General features: G+C 44.0%; 23 protein-coding genes. 9 read left to right on the forward strand and 14 right to left on the reverse strand.

Annotation, left to right across the window (positions count from 1 at the left end):
• Positions 1 to 117: 117 nt before the first annotated feature.
• Positions 118 to 1449, reverse strand: coding sequence for a hemolysin family protein (locus SFC25_RS01390; protein ID WP_411213559.1), 1332 nt, complete (start codon positions 1447 to 1449; stop codon positions 118 to 120).
• A gap of 504 nt (positions 1450 to 1953) precedes the next feature.
• On the opposite strand from SFC25_RS01390, the gene SFC25_RS01395 reads away from it, so the two are divergent.
• Positions 1954 to 3012 carry a tartrate dehydrogenase gene (locus SFC25_RS01395; RefSeq protein WP_411213560.1) on the forward strand — a complete coding sequence of 353 codons (1059 nt, stop codon included), beginning with the start codon at positions 1954 to 1956 and terminating at the stop codon, positions 3010 to 3012.
• A gap of 40 nt (positions 3013 to 3052) precedes the next feature.
• Here the strand turns inward: SFC25_RS01395 and SFC25_RS01400 are convergent, their stop codons facing one another.
• Together SFC25_RS01400 and SFC25_RS01405 are read right to left on the reverse strand one after the other, a co-directional pair.
• Positions 3053 to 3805 (reverse strand): hypothetical protein, encoded by a 753-nt coding sequence (locus SFC25_RS01400; RefSeq protein ID WP_411213561.1) that lies wholly within the window; start codon positions 3803 to 3805, stop codon positions 3053 to 3055.
• 201 nt (positions 3806 to 4006) lie between these two features.
• A complete protein-coding gene (locus SFC25_RS01405; protein ID WP_411213562.1) occupies positions 4007 to 5053 on the reverse strand; it encodes an NAD(P)/FAD-dependent oxidoreductase in 1047 nt (348 codons plus the stop codon).
• 209 nt (positions 5054 to 5262) lie between these two features.
• Here SFC25_RS01405 and SFC25_RS01410 point away from each other — a divergent pair, with 209 nt between their 5' ends.
• From SFC25_RS01410 to SFC25_RS01420, 3 genes are read left to right on the forward strand one after another with little or no spacing between them, the layout of a single operon-like run.
• Positions 5263 to 6186, forward strand: a complete 924-nt coding sequence (locus SFC25_RS01410; protein WP_411213563.1) for an iron-hydroxamate ABC transporter substrate-binding protein — start codon at positions 5263 to 5265, stop codon at positions 6184 to 6186.
• Between the two features lie 42 nt (positions 6187 to 6228).
• The gene (locus SFC25_RS01415; RefSeq protein WP_411213564.1) at positions 6229 to 7224 is read left to right on the forward strand and encodes a FecCD family ABC transporter permease; all 996 of its coding nucleotides are present in this window, start codon (positions 6229 to 6231) and stop codon (positions 7222 to 7224) included.
• A complete protein-coding gene (locus tag SFC25_RS01420) occupies positions 7221 to 8225 on the forward strand; it encodes a FecCD family ABC transporter permease (protein WP_411213565.1) in 1005 nt (334 codons plus the stop codon). The genes SFC25_RS01415 and SFC25_RS01420 overlap by 4 nt, the downstream gene beginning before the upstream one ends.
• Before the next feature lie 30 nt (positions 8226 to 8255).
• Here SFC25_RS01420 and SFC25_RS01425 read toward each other — a convergent pair whose 3' ends face one another.
• From SFC25_RS01425 to SFC25_RS01435, 3 genes are read right to left on the reverse strand one after another with little or no spacing between them, the layout of a single operon-like run.
• Positions 8256 to 8606, reverse strand: a complete 351-nt coding sequence (locus SFC25_RS01425) for a DMT family transporter (RefSeq protein ID WP_411213566.1) — start codon at positions 8604 to 8606, stop codon at positions 8256 to 8258.
• Positions 8607 to 8619: 13 nt separating this feature from the next.
• The gene (locus SFC25_RS01430) at positions 8620 to 8934 is read right to left on the reverse strand and encodes a DMT family transporter (RefSeq protein ID WP_411213567.1); all 315 of its coding nucleotides are present in this window, start codon (positions 8932 to 8934) and stop codon (positions 8620 to 8622) included.
• A gap of 1 nt (position 8935) precedes the next feature.
• On the reverse strand, positions 8936 to 9475 hold the full coding sequence (locus SFC25_RS01435; RefSeq protein WP_411213568.1) for a TetR/AcrR family transcriptional regulator: 540 nt from the start codon (positions 9473 to 9475) through the stop codon (positions 8936 to 8938).
• Positions 9476 to 9770: 295 nt separating this feature from the next.
• On the opposite strand from SFC25_RS01435, the gene SFC25_RS01440 reads away from it, so the two are divergent.
• From SFC25_RS01440 to licT, 3 genes are all read left to right on the forward strand, one after another.
• Entirely contained in the window at positions 9771 to 9974 is a 204-nt protein-coding gene (locus SFC25_RS01440; RefSeq protein ID WP_411213569.1) for a spore coat protein, read from the forward strand.
• Positions 9975 to 9987: 13 nt separating this feature from the next.
• Complete coding sequence (locus tag SFC25_RS01445; RefSeq protein WP_411213570.1) at positions 9988 to 10437, forward strand: spore coat protein; 450 nt, start codon at positions 9988 to 9990, stop codon at positions 10435 to 10437.
• A 157-nt stretch (positions 10438 to 10594) separates the two neighbouring features.
• On the forward strand, positions 10595 to 11440 hold the full coding sequence (gene licT / locus SFC25_RS01450; protein ID WP_411213571.1) for a BglG family transcription antiterminator LicT: 846 nt from the start codon (positions 10595 to 10597) through the stop codon (positions 11438 to 11440).
• Between the two features lie 34 nt (positions 11441 to 11474).
• On the opposite strand, the gene SFC25_RS01455 is transcribed toward licT, so the two are convergent.
• The 4 genes from SFC25_RS01455 to SFC25_RS01470 all read right to left on the reverse strand — a co-directional run bounded on the left by SFC25_RS01455 (position 11475) and on the right by SFC25_RS01470 (position 15297).
• A complete protein-coding gene (locus SFC25_RS01455) occupies positions 11475 to 12512 on the reverse strand; it encodes a ribonucleotide-diphosphate reductase subunit beta (RefSeq protein WP_411213572.1) in 1038 nt (345 codons plus the stop codon).
• A complete protein-coding gene (locus tag SFC25_RS01460) occupies positions 12500 to 12949 on the reverse strand; it encodes a flavodoxin (RefSeq protein ID WP_411213763.1) in 450 nt (149 codons plus the stop codon). The genes SFC25_RS01455 and SFC25_RS01460 overlap by 13 nt, the downstream gene beginning before the upstream one ends.
• A 305-nt stretch (positions 12950 to 13254) precedes the next feature.
• Positions 13255 to 14523 carry a DUF5068 domain-containing protein gene (locus tag SFC25_RS01465; RefSeq protein WP_411213573.1) on the reverse strand — a complete coding sequence of 423 codons (1269 nt, stop codon included), beginning with the start codon at positions 14521 to 14523 and terminating at the stop codon, positions 13255 to 13257.
• Positions 14524 to 14862: 339 nt separating this feature from the next.
• Positions 14863 to 15297, reverse strand: coding sequence for an NUDIX hydrolase (locus tag SFC25_RS01470; protein ID WP_411213574.1), 435 nt, complete (start codon positions 15295 to 15297; stop codon positions 14863 to 14865).
• A gap of 114 nt (positions 15298 to 15411) precedes the next feature.
• On the opposite strand from SFC25_RS01470, the gene SFC25_RS01475 reads away from it, so the two are divergent.
• Both SFC25_RS01475 and SFC25_RS01480 read left to right on the forward strand, forming a co-directional pair.
• Positions 15412 to 16620, forward strand: a complete 1209-nt coding sequence (locus tag SFC25_RS01475; RefSeq protein WP_411213575.1) for an MFS transporter — start codon at positions 15412 to 15414, stop codon at positions 16618 to 16620.
• Between the two features lie 28 nt (positions 16621 to 16648).
• Positions 16649 to 17092 carry a MarR family winged helix-turn-helix transcriptional regulator gene (locus SFC25_RS01480; protein WP_374073840.1) on the forward strand — a complete coding sequence of 148 codons (444 nt, stop codon included), beginning with the start codon at positions 16649 to 16651 and terminating at the stop codon, positions 17090 to 17092.
• Positions 17093 to 17141: 49 nt separating this feature from the next.
• Here the strand turns inward: SFC25_RS01480 and kdpDN are convergent, their stop codons facing one another.
• Genes kdpDN through kdpA form a run of 4 tightly spaced genes read right to left on the reverse strand, consistent with a single transcriptional unit; the run spans position 17142 to position 22563 of the window.
• A complete protein-coding gene (gene kdpDN / locus SFC25_RS01485; protein ID WP_411213576.1) occupies positions 17142 to 18263 on the reverse strand; it encodes a KdpD-like non-kinase potassium sensor in 1122 nt (373 codons plus the stop codon).
• Positions 18263 to 18835 carry a potassium-transporting ATPase subunit KdpC gene (gene kdpC / locus SFC25_RS01490; RefSeq protein WP_411213577.1) on the reverse strand — a complete coding sequence of 191 codons (573 nt, stop codon included), beginning with the start codon at positions 18833 to 18835 and terminating at the stop codon, positions 18263 to 18265. The genes kdpDN and kdpC overlap by 1 nt, the downstream gene beginning before the upstream one ends.
• 12 nt (positions 18836 to 18847) lie before the next feature.
• Positions 18848 to 20902, reverse strand: a complete 2055-nt coding sequence (gene kdpB, locus SFC25_RS01495) for a potassium-transporting ATPase subunit KdpB (protein ID WP_411213578.1) — start codon at positions 20900 to 20902, stop codon at positions 18848 to 18850.
• 14 nt (positions 20903 to 20916) lie between these two features.
• Positions 20917 to 22563, reverse strand: a complete 1647-nt coding sequence (gene kdpA, locus SFC25_RS01500; protein WP_411213579.1) for a potassium-transporting ATPase subunit KdpA — start codon at positions 22561 to 22563, stop codon at positions 20917 to 20919.
• Between the last annotated feature and the right edge of the window lie 9 nt (positions 22564 to 22572).

Below are 22572 nucleotides of genomic sequence, written 5' to 3' on the forward strand. Positions count from 1 at the left end.
GTTAACAATGAACAATACACAGTATACTTAAAACTGACTTTTAATACTATAAAGTCTGCATTAAAACGTTATTTCTAACAACAAAAAACGCCGCCCGTTTAATAGGGCGGCGTATCTTTAACTAGAGATGCTTTCTTCCAGCTGTTCGACCTGGGTTTGCTTGCGCATTTCCACTTCAACGATTTGATGATTCAGTGTCTCGGTTATTTCCCACTCATATCCGTGGGCTTCAATGACACTGTGTTCTTCGATACTGCGAAGATTCGTGAGCATCCAGCCGCCGATTGTATCAACTTCTGCTTCATTGATAAATCGGATGTTGAATTGCTCTTCGATCTCCTCGAGCAGTACTCGGCCATTCAGGCGATACTTATTTTCTGCAACCTTTTGGATGTCCGGTTTTTCATTTTCATCAAATTCGTCACGTATTTCCCCAACGATTTCCTCAAGCATATCCTCCATCGTTACAATACCGGCAGTTCCGCCGTACTCATCGACGACTAGCGCGATATGGACACGTCTCTTCTGCATTGTCAGTAGTGTATCATTCAGACTTGTTCCTTCATGCACTGTCGGGATTGGGTGAATGAATGCATCTAATTTCTTATCCTCTTTCGATGTGAAATCAGTCAGCATTTCTTTCACGTTAACAAAGCCGTAAATCCGGTCTTTGTCACCGTCTTCCGTCACAGGATAGCGTGTGTATTGATGCTCCACCATTATCTCCTGGATTTCTTGGCGTGACATTGTGTCAGAAATCGCGACAACCTGTGTCCTTGGAACAAGGATATCCTTGACGACTCGATCGTTGAATGTGAAGATGTTCTCCATATAATCCAGCTCAGTTTTGTTGATTTCACCGCTCTGGAAGCTTTGTGCCATAATAATCTTCAGTTCCTCTTCGGAGTGGGCCTGTTCATGCGCAACCTGCTTCACACCGAACATGCGCAGGAATACGCGTGCAGATCCATTCAATGTGTAGATAAAAGGTGCCATCAGCTTACCGAACCAGTACAGCGGACGCGCCAGAATGAGCGTCATCTTCTCTGTATATTGGATTGCCAATGTTTTCGGAGCCAGCTCACCGATAACGACGTGCAGGAAAGTCACGACCGCAAAGGCGATGGCGAATGAAAGAATGGTAGAAAGAGATTCTGAAAAACCAAAGTAATCGAATACTGGGTGTAATATCTTCTCGACAGTCGGCTCACCTAATGCACCAAGTACCAATGCGGTAACAGTGATTCCAAGCTGACAAGCAGATAAGTAGTAATCGAGATTATGGACAAGCTTCTTGACGACTATGGCGTTCTTATTTCCTTCCTCGATGAGCTGCTCGACTCGTGACATACGTACCTTTACGACCGAGAACTCGGCACCGACGAAGAATGCCGTCAGAATGATGAACAAGGCTACTAAAGCTAGATTAAGTACTAATAATGGGTCCAAATTTTCCCCCTAAACAGGGGTTCACCTCCGTATGATGTTGTTTTTCTATATTGGTGTCTTCTTCCGTTGCGGCAATAGATTCAATACCTTCACCTTCCCAAGGGAATCGCCTCCTTTCAGTTTTGAAAAAAAGCCTCCATCTCGTTACCGGGATGGAGGCTTTTTTCTCCGCTCTTGTATACTAGCTTATCGAAATTATAAGGTATATATGCTGTATTTTCAAATAAATCACCGTGAATTATTTTCGAATTTTATTTCACTCGGGTAGAATAGTAGTAACCGCTTACCATATGGGAGGAAGATATGCTCTTTTATTGATTTTGATTCTTTCTTTCTGTATCGGAGTTGATTCGCTGTTAGACGACAGTTTTATTAACTTGTTATACATAAAGCTGTGCCAGATAACAGTTATACTCCTTTTTGATTACATTGCTTCAGTATCACAAGACATAATCTCATGAAAAAAAGCGGGAGAAATCACTGAGCCAAACAAGGAGGAGACATATGAAAAAATTAAAGATAGCCAGCTTACCAGGAGATGGAGTAGGTAAAGAAGTAGTCCCAGCAGCGCAGACAGTTTTGAAAGCGATTTCTAAGGTGCATGGCGGGCTGCAGTTCGAGTTCAGCGAATATCCCTGGAGCTGTGAATATTATTTGGAGCACAATCAAATGATGCCGGATGATGCATTGGATCGCCTGCAGGATGCTGATGCTATATTCCTCGGAGCTGTCGGCAATCAAAAGCTCGTACCGGATCATATTTCCTTGTGGGGCATGCTGATCAAGATACGGCGTGAATTCGAACAGGTTATCAATATCCGACCAGCCAAGCTGCTAAAGGGCATTACCTCCCCACTAACTAACCCGAAGGACTTCGATTTACTAGTCGTACGGGAAAATAGCGAAGGCGAATACAGCGAGGTCGGCGGCCGGATTTTCCGCGGAGAAGACGAGTTAGCAATCCAGAATGCGATATTCTCAAGACGCGGTACAGAAAGAGCGATGCGCTATGCATTCGAACTTGCCGCAAAACGCCGAAAGCATGTAACAAGTGCAACAAAATCAAATGGAATTGTCCATTCTATGCCGTTTTGGGATGAAGTCTTTCAATCTGTGAAAAGGGATTATCCAGATATAGATACAGACAGTCAGCATATCGATGCCCTTGCTGCTTTCTTCGTCACGCAGCCGCAGCGCTTCGATGTCATTGTCGCAAGCAATCTATTTGGTGATGTACTTACTGATATCGGCGCCGCCATCATGGGAAGTATCGGTATTGCCCCTGCCGCCAATATCAATGTAAATGGCAAGTACCCTTCCATGTTCGAGCCCGTCCACGGTTCTGCTCCCGATATCGTCGGTAAAGGCATTGCCAATCCGATAGGACAAATCTGGACAGCGAAACTGATGCTCGACCATTTTGGTGAGGAAGAGCTCGGTGTAAAACTTCTGGACATCATTGAGGATGTGACAGCTGCCGGCGTCCTGACTCCTGATTTGGGAGGGAAGTACGGTACCGAGGATGTGACCACAGCAATTGTGGAAAGGGTACAAAAGCTATAATTGCTAAAGAAAAAAGAAGCTGCTCTCTGGCGGCTTCTTTTTAAATATTGCTTTCGCTCTCAAATGAAACGGATTCCAAAATCGACTTGAAGACTTCCTTATCTTGTTCATAGGTATCATCCATGGAATTGAATGAGAAAATATATGCTGTTCCATCATGGATGATGGTATTTTGCTGTAACGTGAAGCCATCCATCTTGCTGATAAGTTCATTAGTTTCCTTGCCGTTAACCTCATACGTTTCATCACTAGTATACTCATAGCCAGTTTGCTGCTTTGCAAGTTCAATATATGTTTCCAATGTAAGATCTGGGAATGTGGAAATGTCTTCTGCTACGACACTGATCGTTGTGGATCCATACTGATAGCCAACCATAGGTATGCCCATTTCTTCCATTTCACCTAAAGAAATATAATCAGACGGCAGCTCGAAGGTCACGCCTTCAAACGTTACTTTTCCATCTACAGGTTCAGCAGATGAAGTTTCTGATTCCAGGGTGTCAGCTTCCAGTACATCTGTTCCTTCTTCTTGGACAGGAGGATCACTTTCGGGCAATTCTGTGCTATTCTCCTCTGATGCAAAAAATTCATCTGGTTCCGCTTCTTCTTTGTCTTCACTGGCAATCGTATCTGATTCCGATGTCTCTTTATTCTCATTAACAGATGATTCCGTTTCCGTTGCTTCGCTTTTAGCCTTCTCGTCACTAGCAGCTTCGTCGGTTGCGCTCGCCCCACAGCCGCACAGGAATAAGAGTAATGCAGCAAATGGCGCAATCAGAAATTTTTTATTCATCTCATCACCTCGATAAGCTATACCACCGAAAACGAAAGAATAAGCAGTTATTGTAATCTTATGTAAAATAAAGGTACTTTTCTCATAAAAAGGCTTTTACTTCTGATTCAGTTATACTAAGTGTTTTCCTATGGAATACCTGCCAATAGTCTGATTGATTCATCCGCATAGCCAAAAAAGAAAAGAGCGCAATATGCGCTCTTATACCAATTTCTTTGCAAGCTCGCGATTACGCTGCTTGAACAGTACGTTATGAGAAGAAACCATACCCCAGCTGTCAGCAGCAGGCTCGATAAATTGTTTCGCTTTGTTGACAGCATTTGCCGCATCCTGGAAGCAGCCGGCAATCAAAGTGACCTTGCCATCATGCTTCAGGATATCTCCTGCAGCAAACAGACCAGGTACAGAGGATTCCCCGCTTGATGTTCCAGCTATATAGTAATTATCTACAAGCTCAATATCCACTTCACTGTTTTGAATCAGGTCCATATCCCGTTCATAGCCATGATTGACAATTACCTCGTCTATCGGCAAGAAAGTCGTTTCGTTCGTTTCATGATTCGTCAATTCCACACGTTCAATGTTTTGCTGGTTAGGACATGCTACGAGTTTCGTAATTGATGTACAAAGGAAACACTTGGCACCGCTGCACTGTAATCGCTCTACTGATGCTTCATGACCTTTCAGCGCCTCATTGCGATATGTAACGTATACCTGTTTCGCGATCGGTTCCAGCTCATTTGCCCAATCAACAGCAGAGTTGCCGCCGCCGGAGATGATGACAGTCTTATCCTTGAAACGCTGCATGTCTTTCACTGTATAGTTAAGGTTTGCTACCTCAAACTTTTCACAGCCTTCGATAGACAGTTTTTGCGGATTAAGTATTCCGCCGCCGACTGCTGTAATGATTGTTTTCGAATAATGGACTGTACCACTTGCAGCATGCAATTCAAAAATACCATCATCATTCCGTTTGATGCTTGTTACTTTTTCGTTCAATACCACTTCCGGATCGAAGGTAAGCGCCTGCTCTGTCAGCTGGTCAATCAGCTTGCCTGCTGGAAGCGGCGGTAATCCGCCCACGTCCCAAATCATCTTTTCTGGATAAACATGAAGCTTACCGCCCAAATAAGGCTGAAACTCGATGATTTTCGTCTTCATTTGCCGCAACCCACTATAGAAAGCGGAATATAAACCCGCTGGACCTCCACCAATGATCGTAACATCATACAGCAATTCTTCCTGCACACTGACTCCTCCTTTATTCCGATAGTGATAATCATTCTCATTCAAATATAACGGAAAAAATTCTCAAAATCAATGTTGACATACAAATTTTCTGCCTTTATGATGGAATCAAGCGAGATTGATAATCATTCTCATTCTCATCGTATAACCCTGGTGCCCTGTCCCCCTAACAGGGCACTCCCCCTATAAAATGAGGAGTGACATACATAATGAAAAAGCTATTCCCGGTCTTACTTATTTTAATGTTTGTATTGGCTGCTTGCGGCAGCAATAATTCTCCTTCCTCCAGCGAGAAAGCGCCTTCATCCGGAAGCGAGAATGAAACTATTACATATGAATCAGAAGACGGTCCAGTTGAGGTACCTGCTGATCCGCAGCGTGTTGTAGTGCTCTCCTCCTACGTTGGTGATTTAATCGATTTAGATGTACCGATTGTCGGAGCAGATGCCTGGTCAATGCAGAATCCCCGATTTAAGGATGCATTACAGAATGCAGAAGAAGTAACCGAGGATGATTTGGAGAAGATCATCGAGCTTAAACCAGACTTGATCATTGGTCTTAGTGGATTGAAGAATCTCGATAAACTCAAAGAAATTGCCCCTACTGTTACGTTCACTTACGGTAAATTGAACTATCTCGATCAGCATATCGAAATCGGAAAGCTCGTCAATAAAGAAGATGACGCACAGGCCTGGGCTGATGATTTTACTAAGCGTGCCACAGAAGCTGGGGAGCAAATCAAGGAGAAAATCGGAGATGATGCAACAGTTTCTGTTGTCGAGAATTTCGATAAACAGCTGTATGTGTATGGCGAGAACTGGGGACGCGGAACCGAAGTGCTGTATCAGGCAATGGGACTGAATATGCCGGAAAAGGTGAAAGAGGATGCATTGGAAGCGGGATACTTCGCATTATCGACAGAAGTACTGCCTGATTATATGGGTGACTATGTCATATTCAGCAAATTCGATGATGCAGATACATCTGTCGAAGATTCCGAGTCCTTCCAGAATACGACTGCCGCAAAAAACAATCAGGTATTCGAAGTCGATGGAAATGCCTTCTACTTTAACGATTCCAATACATTGGATTATCAGTTGGAATTTATCAAAGAGAGCTTCCTAGGAAAATAGGAAGCTCTTTCCCTTATCCTTACATAGAAAGATGCGTGGCCGATGAAGAACATACCGTTTGTTTTAAAACTCATAATTGGAATGATATTGTCCATTGCAGCATTTGCTGTAGCATTGTCCCTTGGTGCTGCAGATATTTCCTTACGAGATATTTGGAATGCATTATTCAGCAGTAAAACCAATGGCGATATACTCATCATCCGTGAGAACCGACTGCCGCGCGAAGTTGGGGCCTTTTTTGTCGGCGCAGCTTTAGCTGTGGCAGGTGCCATCATGCAGGGTATGACACGTAATCCGCTGGCGGATCCGGGTCTTCTCGGTTTGACAGCTGGAGCAAATGCCGCGTTGGCAGCTGCTATGGCGTTCATCCCCCAAGCAAATTACACCGTTATTATTATTGCCTGCTTTATCGGAGCTGCTGTCGGAGCCGGGCTTGTATTCGGAATCGGATCGCTTCGTCGAGGCGGCCTTTCTCCAGTAAAGGTCGTCCTGGCTGGTGCTGCTGTTTCTGCCTTGTTGTATGCAGTGTCAGAAGCGATCGGCTTAAGCTTCAAGCTGTCCAAGCAAGTATCGGCTTGGACAGCTGGCGGTCTCGTCGGTGTGAACTGGACGCAATTAAAGCTTGTCATTCCAATCATACTGGCAGGAATCCTCTTGTCGTTATTTCTTTCACATCAGCTGACACTGCTCAGCTTGAGCGATGAAGTAGCTGTAGGTCTTGGCCAAAAGACCTTTGCTATCAAAGCATTATTATTCCTTGTGACTATCTTGCTGGCAGGAGCATCCGTCGCACTGGTCGGAAATATGACTTTCATCGGTCTGATGATTCCTCATATTGTCCGCTTTTTTGCTGGCACAGATTATCGTTATATACTGCCGTTGTCCTTCTTTGCTGGTGGAATCTTCATGCTGCTTGCTGATACGGCTGCCCGGACGATCAATGCACCGTATGAAACGCCGCTTGTGGCAATCGTAGCAGCTCTTGGTCTGCCATTCTTCTTATTCATCGTCCATAGGGGAGGTCGCGCTTTCTCATGAAAACAGCAAAAAAAGGCAAGCAAGCGATCTTGATGTTTTCTTTAACTGCATTGATACTAGCTACAATCATCATCGGTATGGGACTTGGTCCTGCGTCGCTCTCTTATAATCGATTACTGCCAACGTTATTTGGAAATGGAACTTTTCCTGAATCATTTGTTCTGTTTGATATTCGGCTCCCTCGCATCACGGTTACACTGCTCGCAGGGATGGCACTAGCCCTATCCGGTACAATCCTGCAAGGAATCACTAGGAATGATCTGGCGGATCCAGGAATTATCGGTATCAATTCCGGTGCCGGATTAGGTATCGCGGTATTCTTCCTCTTTATGCCGATTGATGCAGGAAGCTTTGCTTATGCATTGCCGCTTGTGGGATTTGTCAGTGCACTTCTGACAGCTACTCTGATTTATCTTTTCTCCTACAGCAAACAGCACGGCCTGCAGCCGGTCCGCCTTGTGTTGGTCGGGGTCGGATTCTCGATGGCTTTATCCGGAATGATGATTGTGCTGATATCCTCTGCTGACAGGGAAAAAGTAGATTTCATCGCGAAGTGGCTGGCGGGAAATATCTGGGGAACAGATTGGCCGTTCGTCCTTGCACTGCTGCCATGGATCCTTATCATTCTGCCGCTTATGCTTTATATGGCGAATCGGCTCAATGTACTTGCTCTTAGTGAAGAAGTTGGAGTGGGGATAGGTGTTCAGCTCAATCGCGATCGTATCATCCTTATGATTGCTGCGGTAGCGATCGCTGCAGCTGCTGTATCAGTTGCCGGTGGCATTAGCTTTGTTGGTTTGATGGCACCGCATATCACGCGAGCGCTTGTAGGAGCCAGACATCAGTACGTGCTTCCTGTTGCCTCCTTGATCGGCGGCTGGCTCTTGCTTCTGGCTGATACGATTGGACGGAATATTTCAACTGTGGATGGTCTGCCCGCTGGTATCGTTGTCGCCTTCATAGGCGCACCATATTTCCTTTACCTGCTGCTGAAAAAATAAGAGGTACTGCATGTGCAGTACCTCTTTTTTCTATTGGACAGAAGCTTCTTTTTCTTCTGATTCCTTGTGCTGTGTATTCAATAATACAAGTCCGATAATCACAAATGCCAAGCCTATAAACTTCATCCAGGAAGCTGATTCCCCAAATACAGTGATTCCAATCATTGCTGTCAATGCCGTTCCCGCACCGGACCAAGTGGCATAAGCGGTAGATAATGACATGGACTTCAGCGTGAAAGATAAAAATAGGAATGCACCTAGATATCCGATTATTACGATGACGGATGGAAACAAGACTGAAAACCCATCTGATACTTTCAGCATGGACGATGCAATTGTTTCCAGTACGATTGCTACCGCCAGAAAAATACCTGCTTTCATATTACAGCCTCCTTCACTTTGATAAGTTCATCAATACCAGGCCGACCAGCAGTATGGCGATACCCAGCGCACCCTTTTTATTTACCTTCTCTTTGAAAAGCAATACACCGATCACAACAGTCAATATGGTACCTACACCGCTCCACGTGGCATAAACAACCCCAAGCGGAAGGGACTGCAATGTAATGGACAATGCATAAAAACTGATACCATATCCAGCGACAATCCCGACAACAGGCAGCAAACGTTTAAACCCATTCGATAACTTCAGCATTGTGGAGCTGAAAACCTCGAATAAGATGGACGCCGCCAAAAATAAATAAGACATATTACTCCCCCTCCCTCTTGTCTATACGTGCAAGCAAGCTGTGCAATAGGTCAGCAGCAAAAGCGGCTGTACTTATTGTTCCTGCCATCTCATTGAACCAAAGGCCATCACAAACATAGCGAATGGTCGCAGCTTCTTCCCACTCCAAGCCATCTTGATCAAATTGCTGCTGCCATCTCACATAGCCTTCTTTCCATATTCCCATGATTTCCGGGTGGTCACTGAAAATAGATATCAGCGCACTGCTGCGATGCGTGCCGCCTTTTTGGATATCTTCAATGGTTGCTAAAGCATATGCCCGTGCAAATGCCCCTCTTCCATTTGGCTGTTCATTCAAATTGCGAGCAATGGATTCTTCAAAATCCTGTATTGCAGCTACATTCAGTTCCTGGAACAATGCCTCCTTTGTGCGGTAATGATACAGCAGGCCGCCCTTGCTGATTTCCGCACGCTTGGCTATCTTCTCCAGTGTGACATTACTGACGCCATGTTCCAGAATGAGTTCAGCTGCTGCATCCAGGATTTTAGCTTGTGTTTTCACATTATCACCCCTAACCGTCCAGACGGTACAGTAATAAAATAACATCCTGGGTAGCTCTTTGCAAAGCATAATTACAGAAAATCATTGTACAGCATTCTTATTTTTAGACTTATCCATGACCTATTAACGGCACCTGTCCATTTTTCTTCAAACAGGACAGTAATCTAGTTAAAACTAGGTTATCTACTCTATTCTTCTAAAAAATAGGTTTTTCACGACTGTGATTTACCCACTACAAAATCTTCTTTTCTCATAATCTAAACTATACGAAAAGCGAAAAGGAGGACTGCTACACATGGATGAAAACTTCAAAAAACGGTTCATGGAAACCGCTAGAACCAATCCTCAAGGATCTCTTATGGATCTAATGCTATCAGATGTTCTGGCTAAACATGGGGTTTCCGATAATGCTCTAAGAAATCTCTCTCCTGAAAGACGCCGTAAAATCAAAAAGATTTCCGACGAACTTCAGGTAGAACTAAAACGAATACTAGATTAAGGAGGTGATATAGATGGGTGACGTTTGGCAACCAAGCAGAAACCAAAAATGGAGTGCACTTGATCCAAGAACAGCAGGATCTTTTTCCGATCCAGAGGTGAATCAATCCGCAAGACAGAAATCCGAAACTGAACAATATTCCAAGGAAAGTATCTATGTTATCGATTCCGCGGATGTAGAGGTAACAACAACTGACACACAAGCAGCTCTTACCATACAAGCAGCTCTTCAAGCAGCTATCGGCGTCGTATTGCAGCTTTCTATTGCTGATAGCAGCAAAGCTGATCAAATCGCACAAGAACTCTTCCAAAGAGCTACTATCAAACAGAAAAATGTACAGAAGACCTTTATCAAGAATTCCCGAAAAGTAAGAGTAACTACAACAGATACTGATTTAGCTGTAAACGTTCAATTGCTGCTTCAGGTTCTATTGGCTCTTTTGGTTAGAATAGATATCTTGTAAGATGTTAAGGCCGGGCTTTTACGCCCGGCTTCTTTCTGCTACATAGATTTATCAATTTTTGTCACAGCTTATTCGGATAATTCGGATTGTAATCGTTATCAATTTCCTATACTATAGACCTAGATAGTTTATCCTTCCTAAGGAATAGGTGGTCCTGATGCAGATCAAGCAAGTGTTGAATAATAACGTCATCACCGTCTTGGATGAGCAGGAACATGAGCTTGTCATCATGGGACGGGGTATTGCCTTTGGCCGCAAAGCAGGCGATATAGTGGATGAATCCAAGATAGAAAAGACTTTCAAACTCGATGATAAGGAAATGAATAAGCGACTGATGGAGCTCTTAAGTGAGATTCCCCTTTCCTTCGTCGAAGTATCCGAAGAGATTATCCGATATGCCAAGCAAAACACCAGTAAAAAAATACATGACAATATTTATGTTAGTCTGACTGATCATATCTACTATGCAGTAGAAAGATTCCAGCAAGGTATCGATATAAAGAATGCGCTCCTTTGGGAAACAAAACGGTTTTATCCGGATGAATACCGGATAGGGCAGCACGCCCTTTCGATCATTGCGGAGAAAGTCGGTATCATTCTGCCAGAGGATGAAGCAGGCTTTATTGCCTTGCATATAGTCAATGCGCAAATGAACGAAGACATGCCTGTGATGATTAATATTACAAAATTCATCCAGGACGTCCTTCATATTGTAAAATTTCATTTTGGCATAGAATATGACGAAGAATCCCTGGCTTATTATCGATTCGTTACCCACCTCAAATTCTTCGCTCAGCGGATTTTGAACCATCGTAAACAAAAAGAAGAAGACAATAGTCTTTTTGATATGGTAAAGACAAATTACAGTAAAGCTTTTGCATGTGCGCAGAAGGTGCAGTCCTATATCCAGAAGATGTACCAGGAGCAGCTTACGAATGAAGATTTGCTTTACCTGACAATCCATATTCACCGGATTGTACAGAAAAAAGAGGAACACAGCTAGAGCCAGCCGTTACCGGCTGGCTCTTTTGCTGTTCTTATAGATCATCGAAACCGTTCAGATCACTCGTCTTCGTGTACTGACGGGATTTTTGTTCGAAGAAATCAGATTTTGTTCCGTTGAAGTTATCGGTGTAAGCACGGATCCATTTCATTGGGTTCTTTTCGTAGCCTTCGTATATCTCACTCAACCCAAGCATACGAAGCATTTTATTCGCACGATATTTGACGTAGCCTTCCATATCATCCAAATTGATACCATCGATACCATCCAGCACATAACGGCTCCATCGTGTTTCTTGCTCAACAGAATGGCGGAATTGGTCATATACCCATTCGATGAAGTCATCGTTATTGTATTCTGGATTCTCGGCTAGTGTCGCACGGAACAGCTCACTGATAAAACGACCATGATGCAGTTCATCACGGTTGATATAGGAAATCATTGTTGATGTACCGACCATTTTCTGGTTACGCGCCAAGTTATAGAAGAACGCAAAACCGCTGTAGAAGAATAACCCTTCCAAAAGCGCAGAGTACACCATTGCTTTAAGCACTGTCTCGATCGTTGGATTTTGTGCGAATTCGTTGTAAACAGCAGCGATTCGTTCATTGCGTTCGAGCAAAACTTTGTCCGTACGTCCTTCATTGAAGGAAGCAATCTGGTTATCATAATTCGTTACAGACGCAAGAACATACGTATAGCTATGGTTATGCTCACTTTCCTGGTCAGCAATTGTCGCTAAGATCGATTTGACACTTGGGTCTGTCGAATATGCAGCTATTTTGGAGGCGATATCTGTTTGAGGACCGTCCAATGTCGCCAGCAACCCGATGATTTTCAGAAATGCTGTACGCTCCTGATCAGATAGATTCGCAAATTGCTTTGTATCTGCCACCATGTTCACTTCATTGGCAGTCCAGAACAAACCGCGGATTGTTTTGCGCAGTTCATAGAAATGCGGGTAAGCAACGTTATCCCAATGCAGGATTCCGCTTGCATCCCCGTTAAATAATGCAGTAGATTTATTTGGATTCGTCGGCTCCAGGACGGTAGCCTTCATCAATTTAGACATTCCAATACTCCTCTCGTCCATTCCAATACTTCTTCTTCCTGAGATCCTCTTGGTGATTGCTCTATTTTGAGCGGAGCAATCGGCGAATGATAGAATTTGGCCAGCTTGTCTGCTGCCATGCAAAACATATCATCACCGCCAAATTGCGTATCACCAGTGCCGAACACGAACACATTCTCCGGCTTATATCCGACATCCGCTACAAAATCCTTTACATCAAATGGAGTATCTCCTGATCCCCATGTATACGTACCAATCAGCATCGCATCGTAATTTGGCACATGCGGAAACGGCTCATTGCCAGTCATGCAATAAAGCGTCACGTCCTGCTGCTTATCTGTCAGCTCTTGTGCAATCAGCTCGGCAACTTCCTTTGTATTACCGCTGACGGAAGCATAGGCGATGAGCAAGGTTTTTGTTTGGAGTGATTTCGGCATCGTTGCTAATCCTCTTTCAGAAAGTCCCATCGTATCAGTCCAATCTGTTGATAATTCTATCATATTCCGAGCCTCTTCGGTACTGTAAGCTATTCCCTTTGCCATAGTAACGAAAACTATATATAGACTTTTCAATACAATCTTAACATACATATAGTAGGTAGTTGATATAAATATGTGAACATATTGTTTATAGGACTAAATCTAGTATTTTAGTCAGATCGTCATACTAAAAAACAGACTGGCGAGTGCCAGTCTGTTTTTTTATCTCAATCTGATGTTGCTATTACTAGTATAAGTAAATTTTATTTAAGTTTGAATTCAGCTTTCTTTCCTTTGGAAATATCCTCTGAATTTTCATCATACAAAGGTCCAAGCTCGATATCGAATGCTTTATCTTTCCATATCTTGTCGTACTGCTCCTTATCAAGTACATATACCTGAAGCAATTCACCAGATTCACCAGCTGCAATGCTTTGCTGGTACTCATAAGGAGATAGCATACGTTCGCTCATTTGGTACTGTGACCCATCGTTTACATAAAGATTGGATGCGATGTTATCCAACCCGATATTGTCTGATCCTTTGTTATCAACATTGAATTTAACAGTCAACAGGACAACACCATTTTTAAAATTCTCAAAGCGAGGTGCTTCGTATTCATTTGGTGTAAAATCAGTGAATTGGTAGCCATCCAATGTAATGGTAGAATCACCAAGCTCCTGACTCTGCCCGATGCCTTCCTTCTCCTCGATCATTGTTTTTTCACCCATGTTATCCACCGAAATTCCATCCTGATAAAAAGCTGCATTTGCTTCTGTTTGTTTTGCGCCTTCTTCACTCAAATTAACAGTGAATTGACCTTTGGTTCCAAGAGTTGTACTTAAATCATCCGGATCAGTCGTTGGTGCAGGAACTTCTATAGTAGCGGATCCGGATTCCATTGCTGCTTTAAGTTCCGTTTCACCCATTGGATAAGCATAAGTACCGGTTATGGTTTCTCCTGCTTTAATCTCGTATTTGTTATCAGGATTTAGCTTTGTCGCTAGTTGACCTTCTTCCGGGATAATATCTTTGTAGTTATTATAAGCTTTAACGGCACCTGTAAAACTCATATACATAAATGGTGTATAGTGGAGATCTTTATCTGTTTCATTCTTAACTGTATATTGAGCAAGAATGACGCCTCCATTTGTTTCATCGTTGAAAGGAATACTGTAGTCTGTGTGGAAGTCCTTCAAACCGACTAGGGAGTAGGAATCCAAGGAGACTGTCACACCTTCCATTTCATGTGTTTGGGGCTCTTTAGCTTCAAAGAAAACCGTAGTCTCCTCTGCATCTGTAGTCGTTTTCATATAATCAATTAGTTCGGCGAAATCTGCAGAACCGGAATCAGCTTCTCCTTTATCTGCAGCTGTTTCCTCTGCTTTTACTTCTTCATCTTTTTGGCCTGCTGTTTCAGATGCAGCCGGTTTTTCTTCCGTACTCGCTTCTTTTTTACTGTCACTTCCGCAACCACTAATGATAATCACAGAAAGAATTGCGCCGAAGAACAGCATTAATTTCTTATTCAATTTTTCATCCTCCATTCAAAACTTATGTTAATAAGCGTAACATGTTCTATAATCTGACAATATCGGCATTTAGTAGTAAATTTCAGCGCATAATTCCCTCCTTTTCCAGGACTCCTTGTATATTGCAGTATAAAGGGCCCAAATCGCTCTACACAGCTTTAAATCAATGTTTTTTACGTACATCCCACACTTCGATAAACTTCAAAAGGAGATCGCGAACGCGATCTCCTTTGCCATCCATATTCTTTAGACAGATAAATAAATCCCTCTGAACTAGATGATCAATCAATTGGGTATCATTTTCTACCATCCACTTACAGGTTCTTCTTTTCCCTGTAATTATTCCTCGATAGGAGCAATGATGCCCTCATCTAAGTAAGGCACACCGACACCAAGCAAACTCTCAATTCCACCTGGATGATAGGTCATTACTTCATCGACTTCAGCATACGACTTCCATTCAGCTTCGGCTATTTTCTTCGTATCCTGGATCTGAATTTCTCCACTAATATGCTCCGCTTTAAACGTCACAAAGGTAGCATGTTCATTGATAGCTTGGAGTTTTGCCTCGTTTACAGCAAGGATTGTCGTTACTTCTACTTCCAAACCTGTTTCTTCCTTCGCTTCCCTTACTGCAGCATCGGCTAGAGATTCACCTGGTTCAACCAAGCCGCCTGGCAGTGTCCAGCTGCCGTTCTTTTTGTTATGTACCATAAGGACTTGCTGTGTTTCTTCATCGTGAATCAATGCGTAGGCTACTCGGACTTCTTTCATTTTCATACCCCCTCTTTATCTCCAGTATATACCATTTGGATATTTCGCCGTTGACAACAAACAAAGAAACTCATATAGTTTAGTTTAGTTAACTTAATTTATGAGGTGCTTACAATGAAGGCTTTATTTAAAAACAAACAATTCAACTGTCTTCTCTTTTCAGAACTCTTTACGGTTTTGAGTTTCTCCATGTATATGATCACAATGTCCTGGTATGTTGTGGATGTGCTGCATCACCCTCAATACCTTGGCTTGGTTATGGCAGCTGCATCGATACCGAGGATGATCACAATGATAATTGGCGGAGTGCTTGCAGATCGTATCCAAAAATCAAAGATTCTGTTCAGCACTCAGTTAATGAAGGGGTTGTTACTAGGTATACTGCTTTGGAGTGTGACGGATGATTCTTTAACATTAGCGTTACTTCTGATAGTATCCTTTTTCATCGGCTGTTTGGATGGCTTTTTCTTCCCGGCTCTATCATCTTTAATCCCGAGCATTGTTTCCCAGAAACAACTCCAGCCCGCCAATACACTTATTCATAGTTCTCAGGAACTGCTTTATCTAATTGGTCCAGTTGCTGCTGGTGCTATCTTGCATTATTACAACTTCAGTGCTACCTTCGCTGTCAGTATTACAGCTACTGCAATAGGTGCTTGTTTTGTCTTTCCAGCCCTTATCAAGGATGCAAAGCCAGATAAACACAAAGAAAGAACTTCCTTTATTACGGAATTCAAAGAAGGATATCGTTATTTGCGATCCTCTTCTATCTATATATCAGCAATAAGCATTATTATCATTGTGAATTTCTTTGTCTTTGGTCCAATGTTCCTGAGCTTGCCTATCTTGGCTGAAGAACTTGGCGGCAGCGCTTTAGATCTTAGCTTTCTGGAGGCTGGATTCTCTGTGGGTTCTCTTGCAGCCACTATCTTCTTGCTGTTCTTCTCACTTAGAAGGAATCGCGGAAAACTGGTTCTAATATTCTTGATTGCCAGTGTTTTAGCTCTTGGCGTCTTCAGTCAAATCCCAAGTTTATATTGGCTGATTCCAGTTGCAGCAATGATTGGATTTTTCGGTTTTATCACATACATTCCGACTGATGTCATCATTCAGGAGAAAACGGATCCTGCCATGATGGGAAGGGTCATGAGTATCGTGTTCTTGGCTTCCACAGCTTTCGATCCTATATCTCAAACCCTGTTCAGTTCTTTAATGAGCGTTGGTTTCTCTGCACGTATTTTGCTGGCCGCTTTCGCAGGTAATGGATTGCTAATGGCAGCCCTGGTATTTGCAAAAGCTAAAAAATGGCGTAATATGCAATAAAGAAGCTGTTTTGGAAGGAACGATGCACATGAGCCGTTCATATAAGGAAATCATCCGAAGAATGAATGAAGCGTATGAGGAGTTTGGCATTCTTATCTCCCAAGAAACAAAGAAACTTGATGAGCTGGATTTAACTGTTCAGCAGGAATATATGCTGTCTTATATCCAAAGGAATAAACAAACTACAGCCAACGATATTGCAGCAGATTTCGGCATCTCCAAAAGTGCTGTCAGCCAAGTACTGTCCAAACTGGAGAAAAGAGAGATGATTACGAAGCAAGCCAATCCTACTAACAAGCGTGAGTACTTTTTAGCTCTTGGTAATAACGGCAGAGAGTATATGGATAGTCTCAAGCAATTGGATGAAATACTCATCGATAAGTACTATTCCAAAATCGACCTTGAGGAATTGCATCAGATGACAGAAACCATGGTGCGAATCAATAATGTCATACGGGAACAGAAGAAATAGAGGTGCCACCTTTGGTGACACCTCTTTTGTGTTCCACTATAATTTAAAACTAATGTACAGACTGCTGATCAGCAACAATATGAATATCAATGTTGCATGTCTGCCGCATGATCGTATTTACAATAGATCCCTTCCATATTTCCTCCCAGCGGGTTCGGGCAGACTGTCCCAATAGGATTTGGGTGATGAAATGTTTCTTCGCTTCCGAGACTATCGCATTTGCTGTACGCTTATTGGATGTATGCAGGAGAAAATGTGCATCGAATGTTGAACAAAGCTGCCTAATGTAATCAACCTTCTCTTTTTCAGCCATCGCATCACGCGTTACGTGAAGAATGAAAAGTTCCGCATTCAAACGATTTGCCATTCGATATCCGCGTCGTATAAGCCTCTCAGCAGTATCGGCATGCTGTACACAAATAAGTATCTTTTCGTGAACCCCCAAAGGTCCGCGATAATCCGTTCCATTTTGTCGTTCCAGCTTTTCGTCCACCTCATCCGCAATTTCCCGAAGAGCAAGTTCACGCAGTGCAGCGAGATTGGTCAGCTGAAAATAATTCTGTAAGCTTTTTTGAATACGATGCGAGGGGTAGATTTTCCCTTCCCGCAATCTCTTCTGCAAGGTTTCAGGAGTAGCATCAATCAGCTGGATTTCGTCTGCCTGCTGCACGAATAAGTCCGGCACACGTTCATTGACTCGAACTCCGGTAATCGTCTGCACAATATCATGCACACTTTCCAAATGCTGAATATTGACGGCAGCGTGCACATCAAGGCCTGCATCCAGTAATTCCATAATATCTTGGTAACGTTTCGCATGTTTCGAACCTGGAATATTCGTATGTGCCAACTCATCGACTAAAACCACTTTGGGCGCACGCTGCAATATTCCATCTACATTAAGCTCAAGAAATGGACGATCCTTATACTGGATATCGAGCAATGGAACTTGTTCCAGATCCCCTAGCTGGGCGTTTGTTTCCGGCCTTCCATGCGTTTCAATCACACCGATAACAACATCTATACCTTCCTTTTTCATCTGCTGTGCATCGGTCAGCATCTTATAGGTTTTACCGACACCGGGAGCTGCGCCGATATATAGCTTCAGACGCCCTCTCCCTTGTGCCGATGCAGCTGCCAAAAACGCAGCTGCTTTATCATTTGTTTCCATCACTTCAATGCCTGGAGAAGGGTATTCAGCTTCAATACATTTACAGCGGGAGCACCAAGCAACTCCTCGACCTCTGATGTACGATTCTCGCCGATCAACTTATATAGCTCCTCTTCTGATATATCGCTGGCTTCAGCAATTCTTGGAACCTGGTATTCTGCAGCTTCGATCGATATATGCGGATCCAAACCAGAACCGGAATTTGTCACTAGATCCAGCGGCACAGAACCTCCATCTGGATTAGCTGCTTGCTGTGCATGTATCGCTTCTTCTGTCCGCAAAATCAAATCCGGATTTGATGGTGCGTAGTTTGGTGTTCCAGATCCCGAAGCATCATTATCTATACTCGACACTCTGCCCTGGAACAGTGCAGGATCAGTAAACGTTTGTCCGATCAGCTCTGAACCAATTACACGGCCATCCGCATCTTTCACCAAGCTTCCGTCAGCTTGATAAGGGAAAAATAGCTGGCCGATGCCCGTTACAGCCAAAGGGTAAAGGACACTGCACAGAACCAGGCATACCAAACCAAGCCGCAGTACAGGGACTATATTGGAAACTTGTTTATTCATACTATTTGCCTCCTATAAAAACAGACTTAACAGCATATCAATGATTTTAATACCTATAAACGGGACAACAACCCCGCCAAGTCCATAAACGAACAGATTTTTCCTCAGCAGCTTATCTGCAGATACAGGCTTATACGAAACGCCTTTTACTGCCAGCGGTACTAGCGCAGGGATGATCAATCCGTTGAATAGAAGCGCTGAAAGAATTGCTGTTGTCGGCGATTCCAGCTGCATGATATTCAAGACATTCATCTCCGGGATGCCAAGCATGAACAATGCTGGAATGATCGCGAAGTATTTAGCCACGTCATTGGCAATACTGAAAGCTGTCAGTGCCCCTCTCGTCATCAGCAGCTGTTTTCCAATTGCGACTACTTCGATGATTTTTGTCGGATCAGAATCCAGGTCGATCATATTGGCCGCTTCCTTCGCAGCTGTCGTTCCGCTATTCATCGCAAGTCCGACATCTGCTTGAGCAAGCGCCGGTGCGTCATTCGTACCGTCTCCGGTCATCGCAACGAGCTTCCCCTGTGCCTGCTCCCGTTTGATTACCTCGATCTTATCCTCTGGCGTACTTTCTGCAATAAAATCATCAACTCCGGCTTCTTTCGCAATGGTCGCTGCAGTAAGGGGATTATCACCTGTACACATGATCGTTTTTATTCCCATCTTCCGGAGCTCGTCAAAGCGTTCCCGCATTCCTGGTTTAACGGTGTCTTTTAAATAGATCAAACCTAATAGCTCTGTATCCACTGCAACCGCCAGTGGAGTGCCACCCATTCTCGCGATATGATCAGACTTTTCCTGCAAATCCGCCGGAACCTTACCGCCCCGCTCCATTACCCAAGCTTTGACCGCTTCGACTGCGCCTTTTCGATAGCTGCCGCCGTCAGCCAAGTCCATGCCGCTCATCCTTGTTTGCGCTTGGAAAGGCACGAATACCGCTTCTTCCCATTTCTTCTGATCCATTGCTATGCCCTCTTCTTCGGCCAAGCTGAGCACGGATCGTCCTTCTGGTGTTTCATCTTTCCAGGAAGTGATCACTGCAGCTTGCATTAAGGCTGTTTTAGAGGCAGCTGCCACTGGTATGAAATCAGCTGCCATCCGGTTCCCGAAAGTGATTGTACCGGTCTTATCCAGAATGATTGTATCAATGTCGCCTGCTGCTTCCACAGCCCGACCTGACATCGCCAGGACATTAAATCGCGTCACACGATCCATGCCGGCGATTCCGATCGCACTGAGCAGACCGCCAATCGTTGTTGGAATCAGACAGACAAGCAGCGCAACAAGCATGCCTGTATCGATAGAAAAGCCGATGTAGTTTGTGAAGAATGGCAACGTGATAACGACGAGCATGAAGATGATCGTTAAACTAATCAACACCGTGTTCAAAGCTATTTCATTAGGTGTCTTCTTACGGTCTGCTCCTTCTACAAGTGCAATCATCCTATCCAGGAAGCTTTCTCCTGGCTGACTGGTGATTTCGATTGTAAGCTCATCACTGACAACGGTCGTACCGCCTGTGACAGAGCTGAAATCTCCTCCAGCTTCCTTTAGCACAGGAGCTGATTCACCGGTAATTGCTGATTCATCCACACTCGCCATACCAGCAATAATCGTTCCATCACCAGGGATGACCTCTCCTTCTTTCACTAGCACAACATCACCTTTTCGAAGATCAGCTGATGAGATGGTTTCCTCTTTTCCCCGGAGGAGACGTCTGGCGGCGGTATCCTGTTTGGTCTGTTTCAGCGTATTCGCTTGTGCCTTCCCTCTTCCTTCGGCCACCGCCTCCGCTATATTCGCGAACAGCACTGTCATCAGCAGAATCACTGAAACGCACCAGTAAAACCCGCTGCCCATTGTCCGGGAATGGGCGCCAGGAAAAACCGCGAGCAGTAATGTCACCAAAAACCCTAGTTCAACGATGAAAAGAATCGGATTCCGAACCATATATGCAGGATGCAATTTCACCACTGCATCCACACAAGCATCCTTCCATATCTTCTTTGTAAATAAGCCTGTAGAGGGAATGTCATCTTTCCCTGCTGTATGTGCTGCCATAACAAGTCACTCTCCTATAAAGTTACGTATTCTGCAATCGGGCCAAGAACCAGTACAGGCAGGAATGTAAGAGCGCCTACCAAGAAGAAAGTTCCGACTAGTAAACTCGCAAACAAAGGACTGTCTATCCGCAAACTTCCCTTGCTCTCTTGGACAGCTGTTTTCCTCGCCAGTGATGCAGCGACAGCGATCAGGGTGATGATTGAAATATAACGCCCAAGGAACATGATGAATCCTGTAAGGACATTCCAGAAGATAGTCGCATCTCCCAATCCTTCAAACCCCGAACCGTTGTTAGCAGCTGAAGAGGTAATCTCGTACAAAACCTGCGTCAAGCCATGATACCCAGGATTTGATATGGCGTCGCTGCCTGCTGGAAAATATATTGCGATAGCTGTCCCAACCAGGATAAGAATCGGCTGAACGAGCAGCGTGACTGCCAGCAGCTTCATTTCCGCTCCCTCAAGCTTTTTACCAAGAAATGCTGGTGTGCGTCCTACCATCAAACCCGCAATAAAGACAGCAATCATCACATACAGGATGACATTCATGAATCCAGTCCCTACTCCGCCAAAAACTGTATTTAACAGCATATTTCCTAGTGCGAGCATCCCGGTCAGAGGACTGAGTGTATCGTGCATTGTATTTACAGCACCGGTTTCTGCAGCGGTTGTGACAATAGCATAGAACACACTTCCGATAACCCCAAAACGGGTTTCCTTTCCTTCCATCATTGCACCATGCAGCAATGGATTGCCTTGTATTTCTGCAGCGATACCAGCCGCAAGCATGACAAGGAATACAGCTGCCATTGCACCGAAAAGCATGACGCCTTGCTTCGGCTTTCCAACCATCTTCCCATATGTGAATGGCAAGGATGCAGGTAACAAAAGCATCAGCCAGCATTGCAGCAAATTCGTATAAGCATTGGGATTCTCGAATGGGTGAGCAGAATTGACACCAAAGAATCCACCGCCGTTATTGCCCAGCTCCTTGATAGAAAGAAATGCACCAATCGGCCCGCGCAGAATGGTTTGTTCTGCACCTGTCATCGTAGTTGCATGCACTGCTCCTGAGAATGTTTGCGGCATTCCGAGCGCAATGAATACAATTGCTGCAAGGAAGGAAATCGGAAGCAGCACACGCAAAAGCGCCCTGACAAAATCCTCGAAGAAATTCCCGATTGGCTTACCCCCAAGCAATCGGATGAATCCAATTGCGACGGAAAGTGCAGATGCTGGTGCTGCGAACATCATGAACAAGATGGCTGCGGCCTGTGAAAATAGGGACAACCCTGATTCCCCGCTATAATGCTGCAGATTTGTATTCGTGATAAAGCTGATAGCTGTATTGAAAGCTAAAGCTGGATCCATTCCTGCAATATCCAGTGGATTCAGGGGCAGAATCCCTTGTAAACGGAACACCGTATAAATGAATATCAGAAATACCATGTTTAGCAAAAGCAGCGAAAGCACGTATTGTTTCCACGTCTGCTTTTGTTTTTTGATTCCAGAAAAGTGATACAATACGTTTTCTACCGGCAGGAAAACCCGGTCAAGTCTTGATACTGAAAATGCTGCAGCCATATATAAGCCCATCGGCTTCAGGGAAGCTCCAATGACAACAAGCACAATGGCCAGCATAACTAGCGAAACGATCATCACGCGAAC

Source organism: Terribacillus saccharophilus (assembly GCF_046592595.1).
GTDB lineage: Bacteria > Bacillota > Bacilli > Bacillales > Amphibacillaceae > Terribacillus > Terribacillus saccharophilus_C.

Coding starts and splice junctions, on each gene's coding strand:
- SFC25_RS01395 (WP_411213560.1), top strand. CDS start 1,954: ATGAAAAAATTAAAGATAGCCAGCTTACCAGGAGATGGAGTAGGTAAA.
- SFC25_RS01400 (WP_411213561.1), bottom strand. CDS start 3,805: ATGAATAAAAAATTTCTGATTGCGCCATTTGCTGCATTACTCTTATTC.
- SFC25_RS01410 (WP_411213563.1), top strand. CDS start 5,263: ATGAAAAAGCTATTCCCGGTCTTACTTATTTTAATGTTTGTATTGGCT.
- SFC25_RS01415 (WP_411213564.1), top strand. CDS start 6,229: ATGAAGAACATACCGTTTGTTTTAAAACTCATAATTGGAATGATATTG.
- SFC25_RS01420 (WP_411213565.1), top strand. CDS start 7,221: ATGAAAACAGCAAAAAAAGGCAAGCAAGCGATCTTGATGTTTTCTTTA.
- SFC25_RS01425 (WP_411213566.1), bottom strand. CDS start 8,606: ATGAAAGCAGGTATTTTTCTGGCGGTAGCAATCGTACTGGAAACAATT.
- SFC25_RS01430 (WP_411213567.1), bottom strand. CDS start 8,934: ATGTCTTATTTATTTTTGGCGGCGTCCATCTTATTCGAGGTTTTCAGC.
- SFC25_RS01440 (WP_411213569.1), top strand. CDS start 9,771: ATGGATGAAAACTTCAAAAAACGGTTCATGGAAACCGCTAGAACCAAT.
- SFC25_RS01445 (WP_411213570.1), top strand. CDS start 9,988: ATGGGTGACGTTTGGCAACCAAGCAGAAACCAAAAATGGAGTGCACTT.
- licT (WP_411213571.1), top strand. CDS start 10,595: ATGCAGATCAAGCAAGTGTTGAATAATAACGTCATCACCGTCTTGGAT.
- SFC25_RS01455 (WP_411213572.1), bottom strand. CDS start 12,512: ATGTCTAAATTGATGAAGGCTACCGTCCTGGAGCCGACGAATCCAAAT.
- SFC25_RS01460 (WP_411213763.1), bottom strand. CDS start 12,949: ATGCCGAAATCACTCCAAACAAAAACCTTGCTCATCGCCTATGCTTCC.
- SFC25_RS01470 (WP_411213574.1), bottom strand. CDS start 15,297: ATGAAAGAAGTCCGAGTAGCCTACGCATTGATTCACGATGAAGAAACA.
- SFC25_RS01475 (WP_411213575.1), top strand. CDS start 15,412: ATGAAGGCTTTATTTAAAAACAAACAATTCAACTGTCTTCTCTTTTCA.
- SFC25_RS01480 (WP_374073840.1), top strand. CDS start 16,649: ATGAGCCGTTCATATAAGGAAATCATCCGAAGAATGAATGAAGCGTAT.
- kdpDN (WP_411213576.1), bottom strand. CDS start 18,263: ATGGAAACAAATGATAAAGCAGCTGCGTTTTTGGCAGCTGCATCGGCA.
- kdpC (WP_411213577.1), bottom strand. CDS start 18,835: ATGAATAAACAAGTTTCCAATATAGTCCCTGTACTGCGGCTTGGTTTG.
- kdpB (WP_411213578.1), bottom strand. CDS start 20,902: ATGGCAGCACATACAGCAGGGAAAGATGACATTCCCTCTACAGGCTTA.
- kdpA (WP_411213579.1), bottom strand. CDS start 22,563: ATGATCGTTTCGCTAGTTATGCTGGCCATTGTGCTTGTTGTCATTGGA.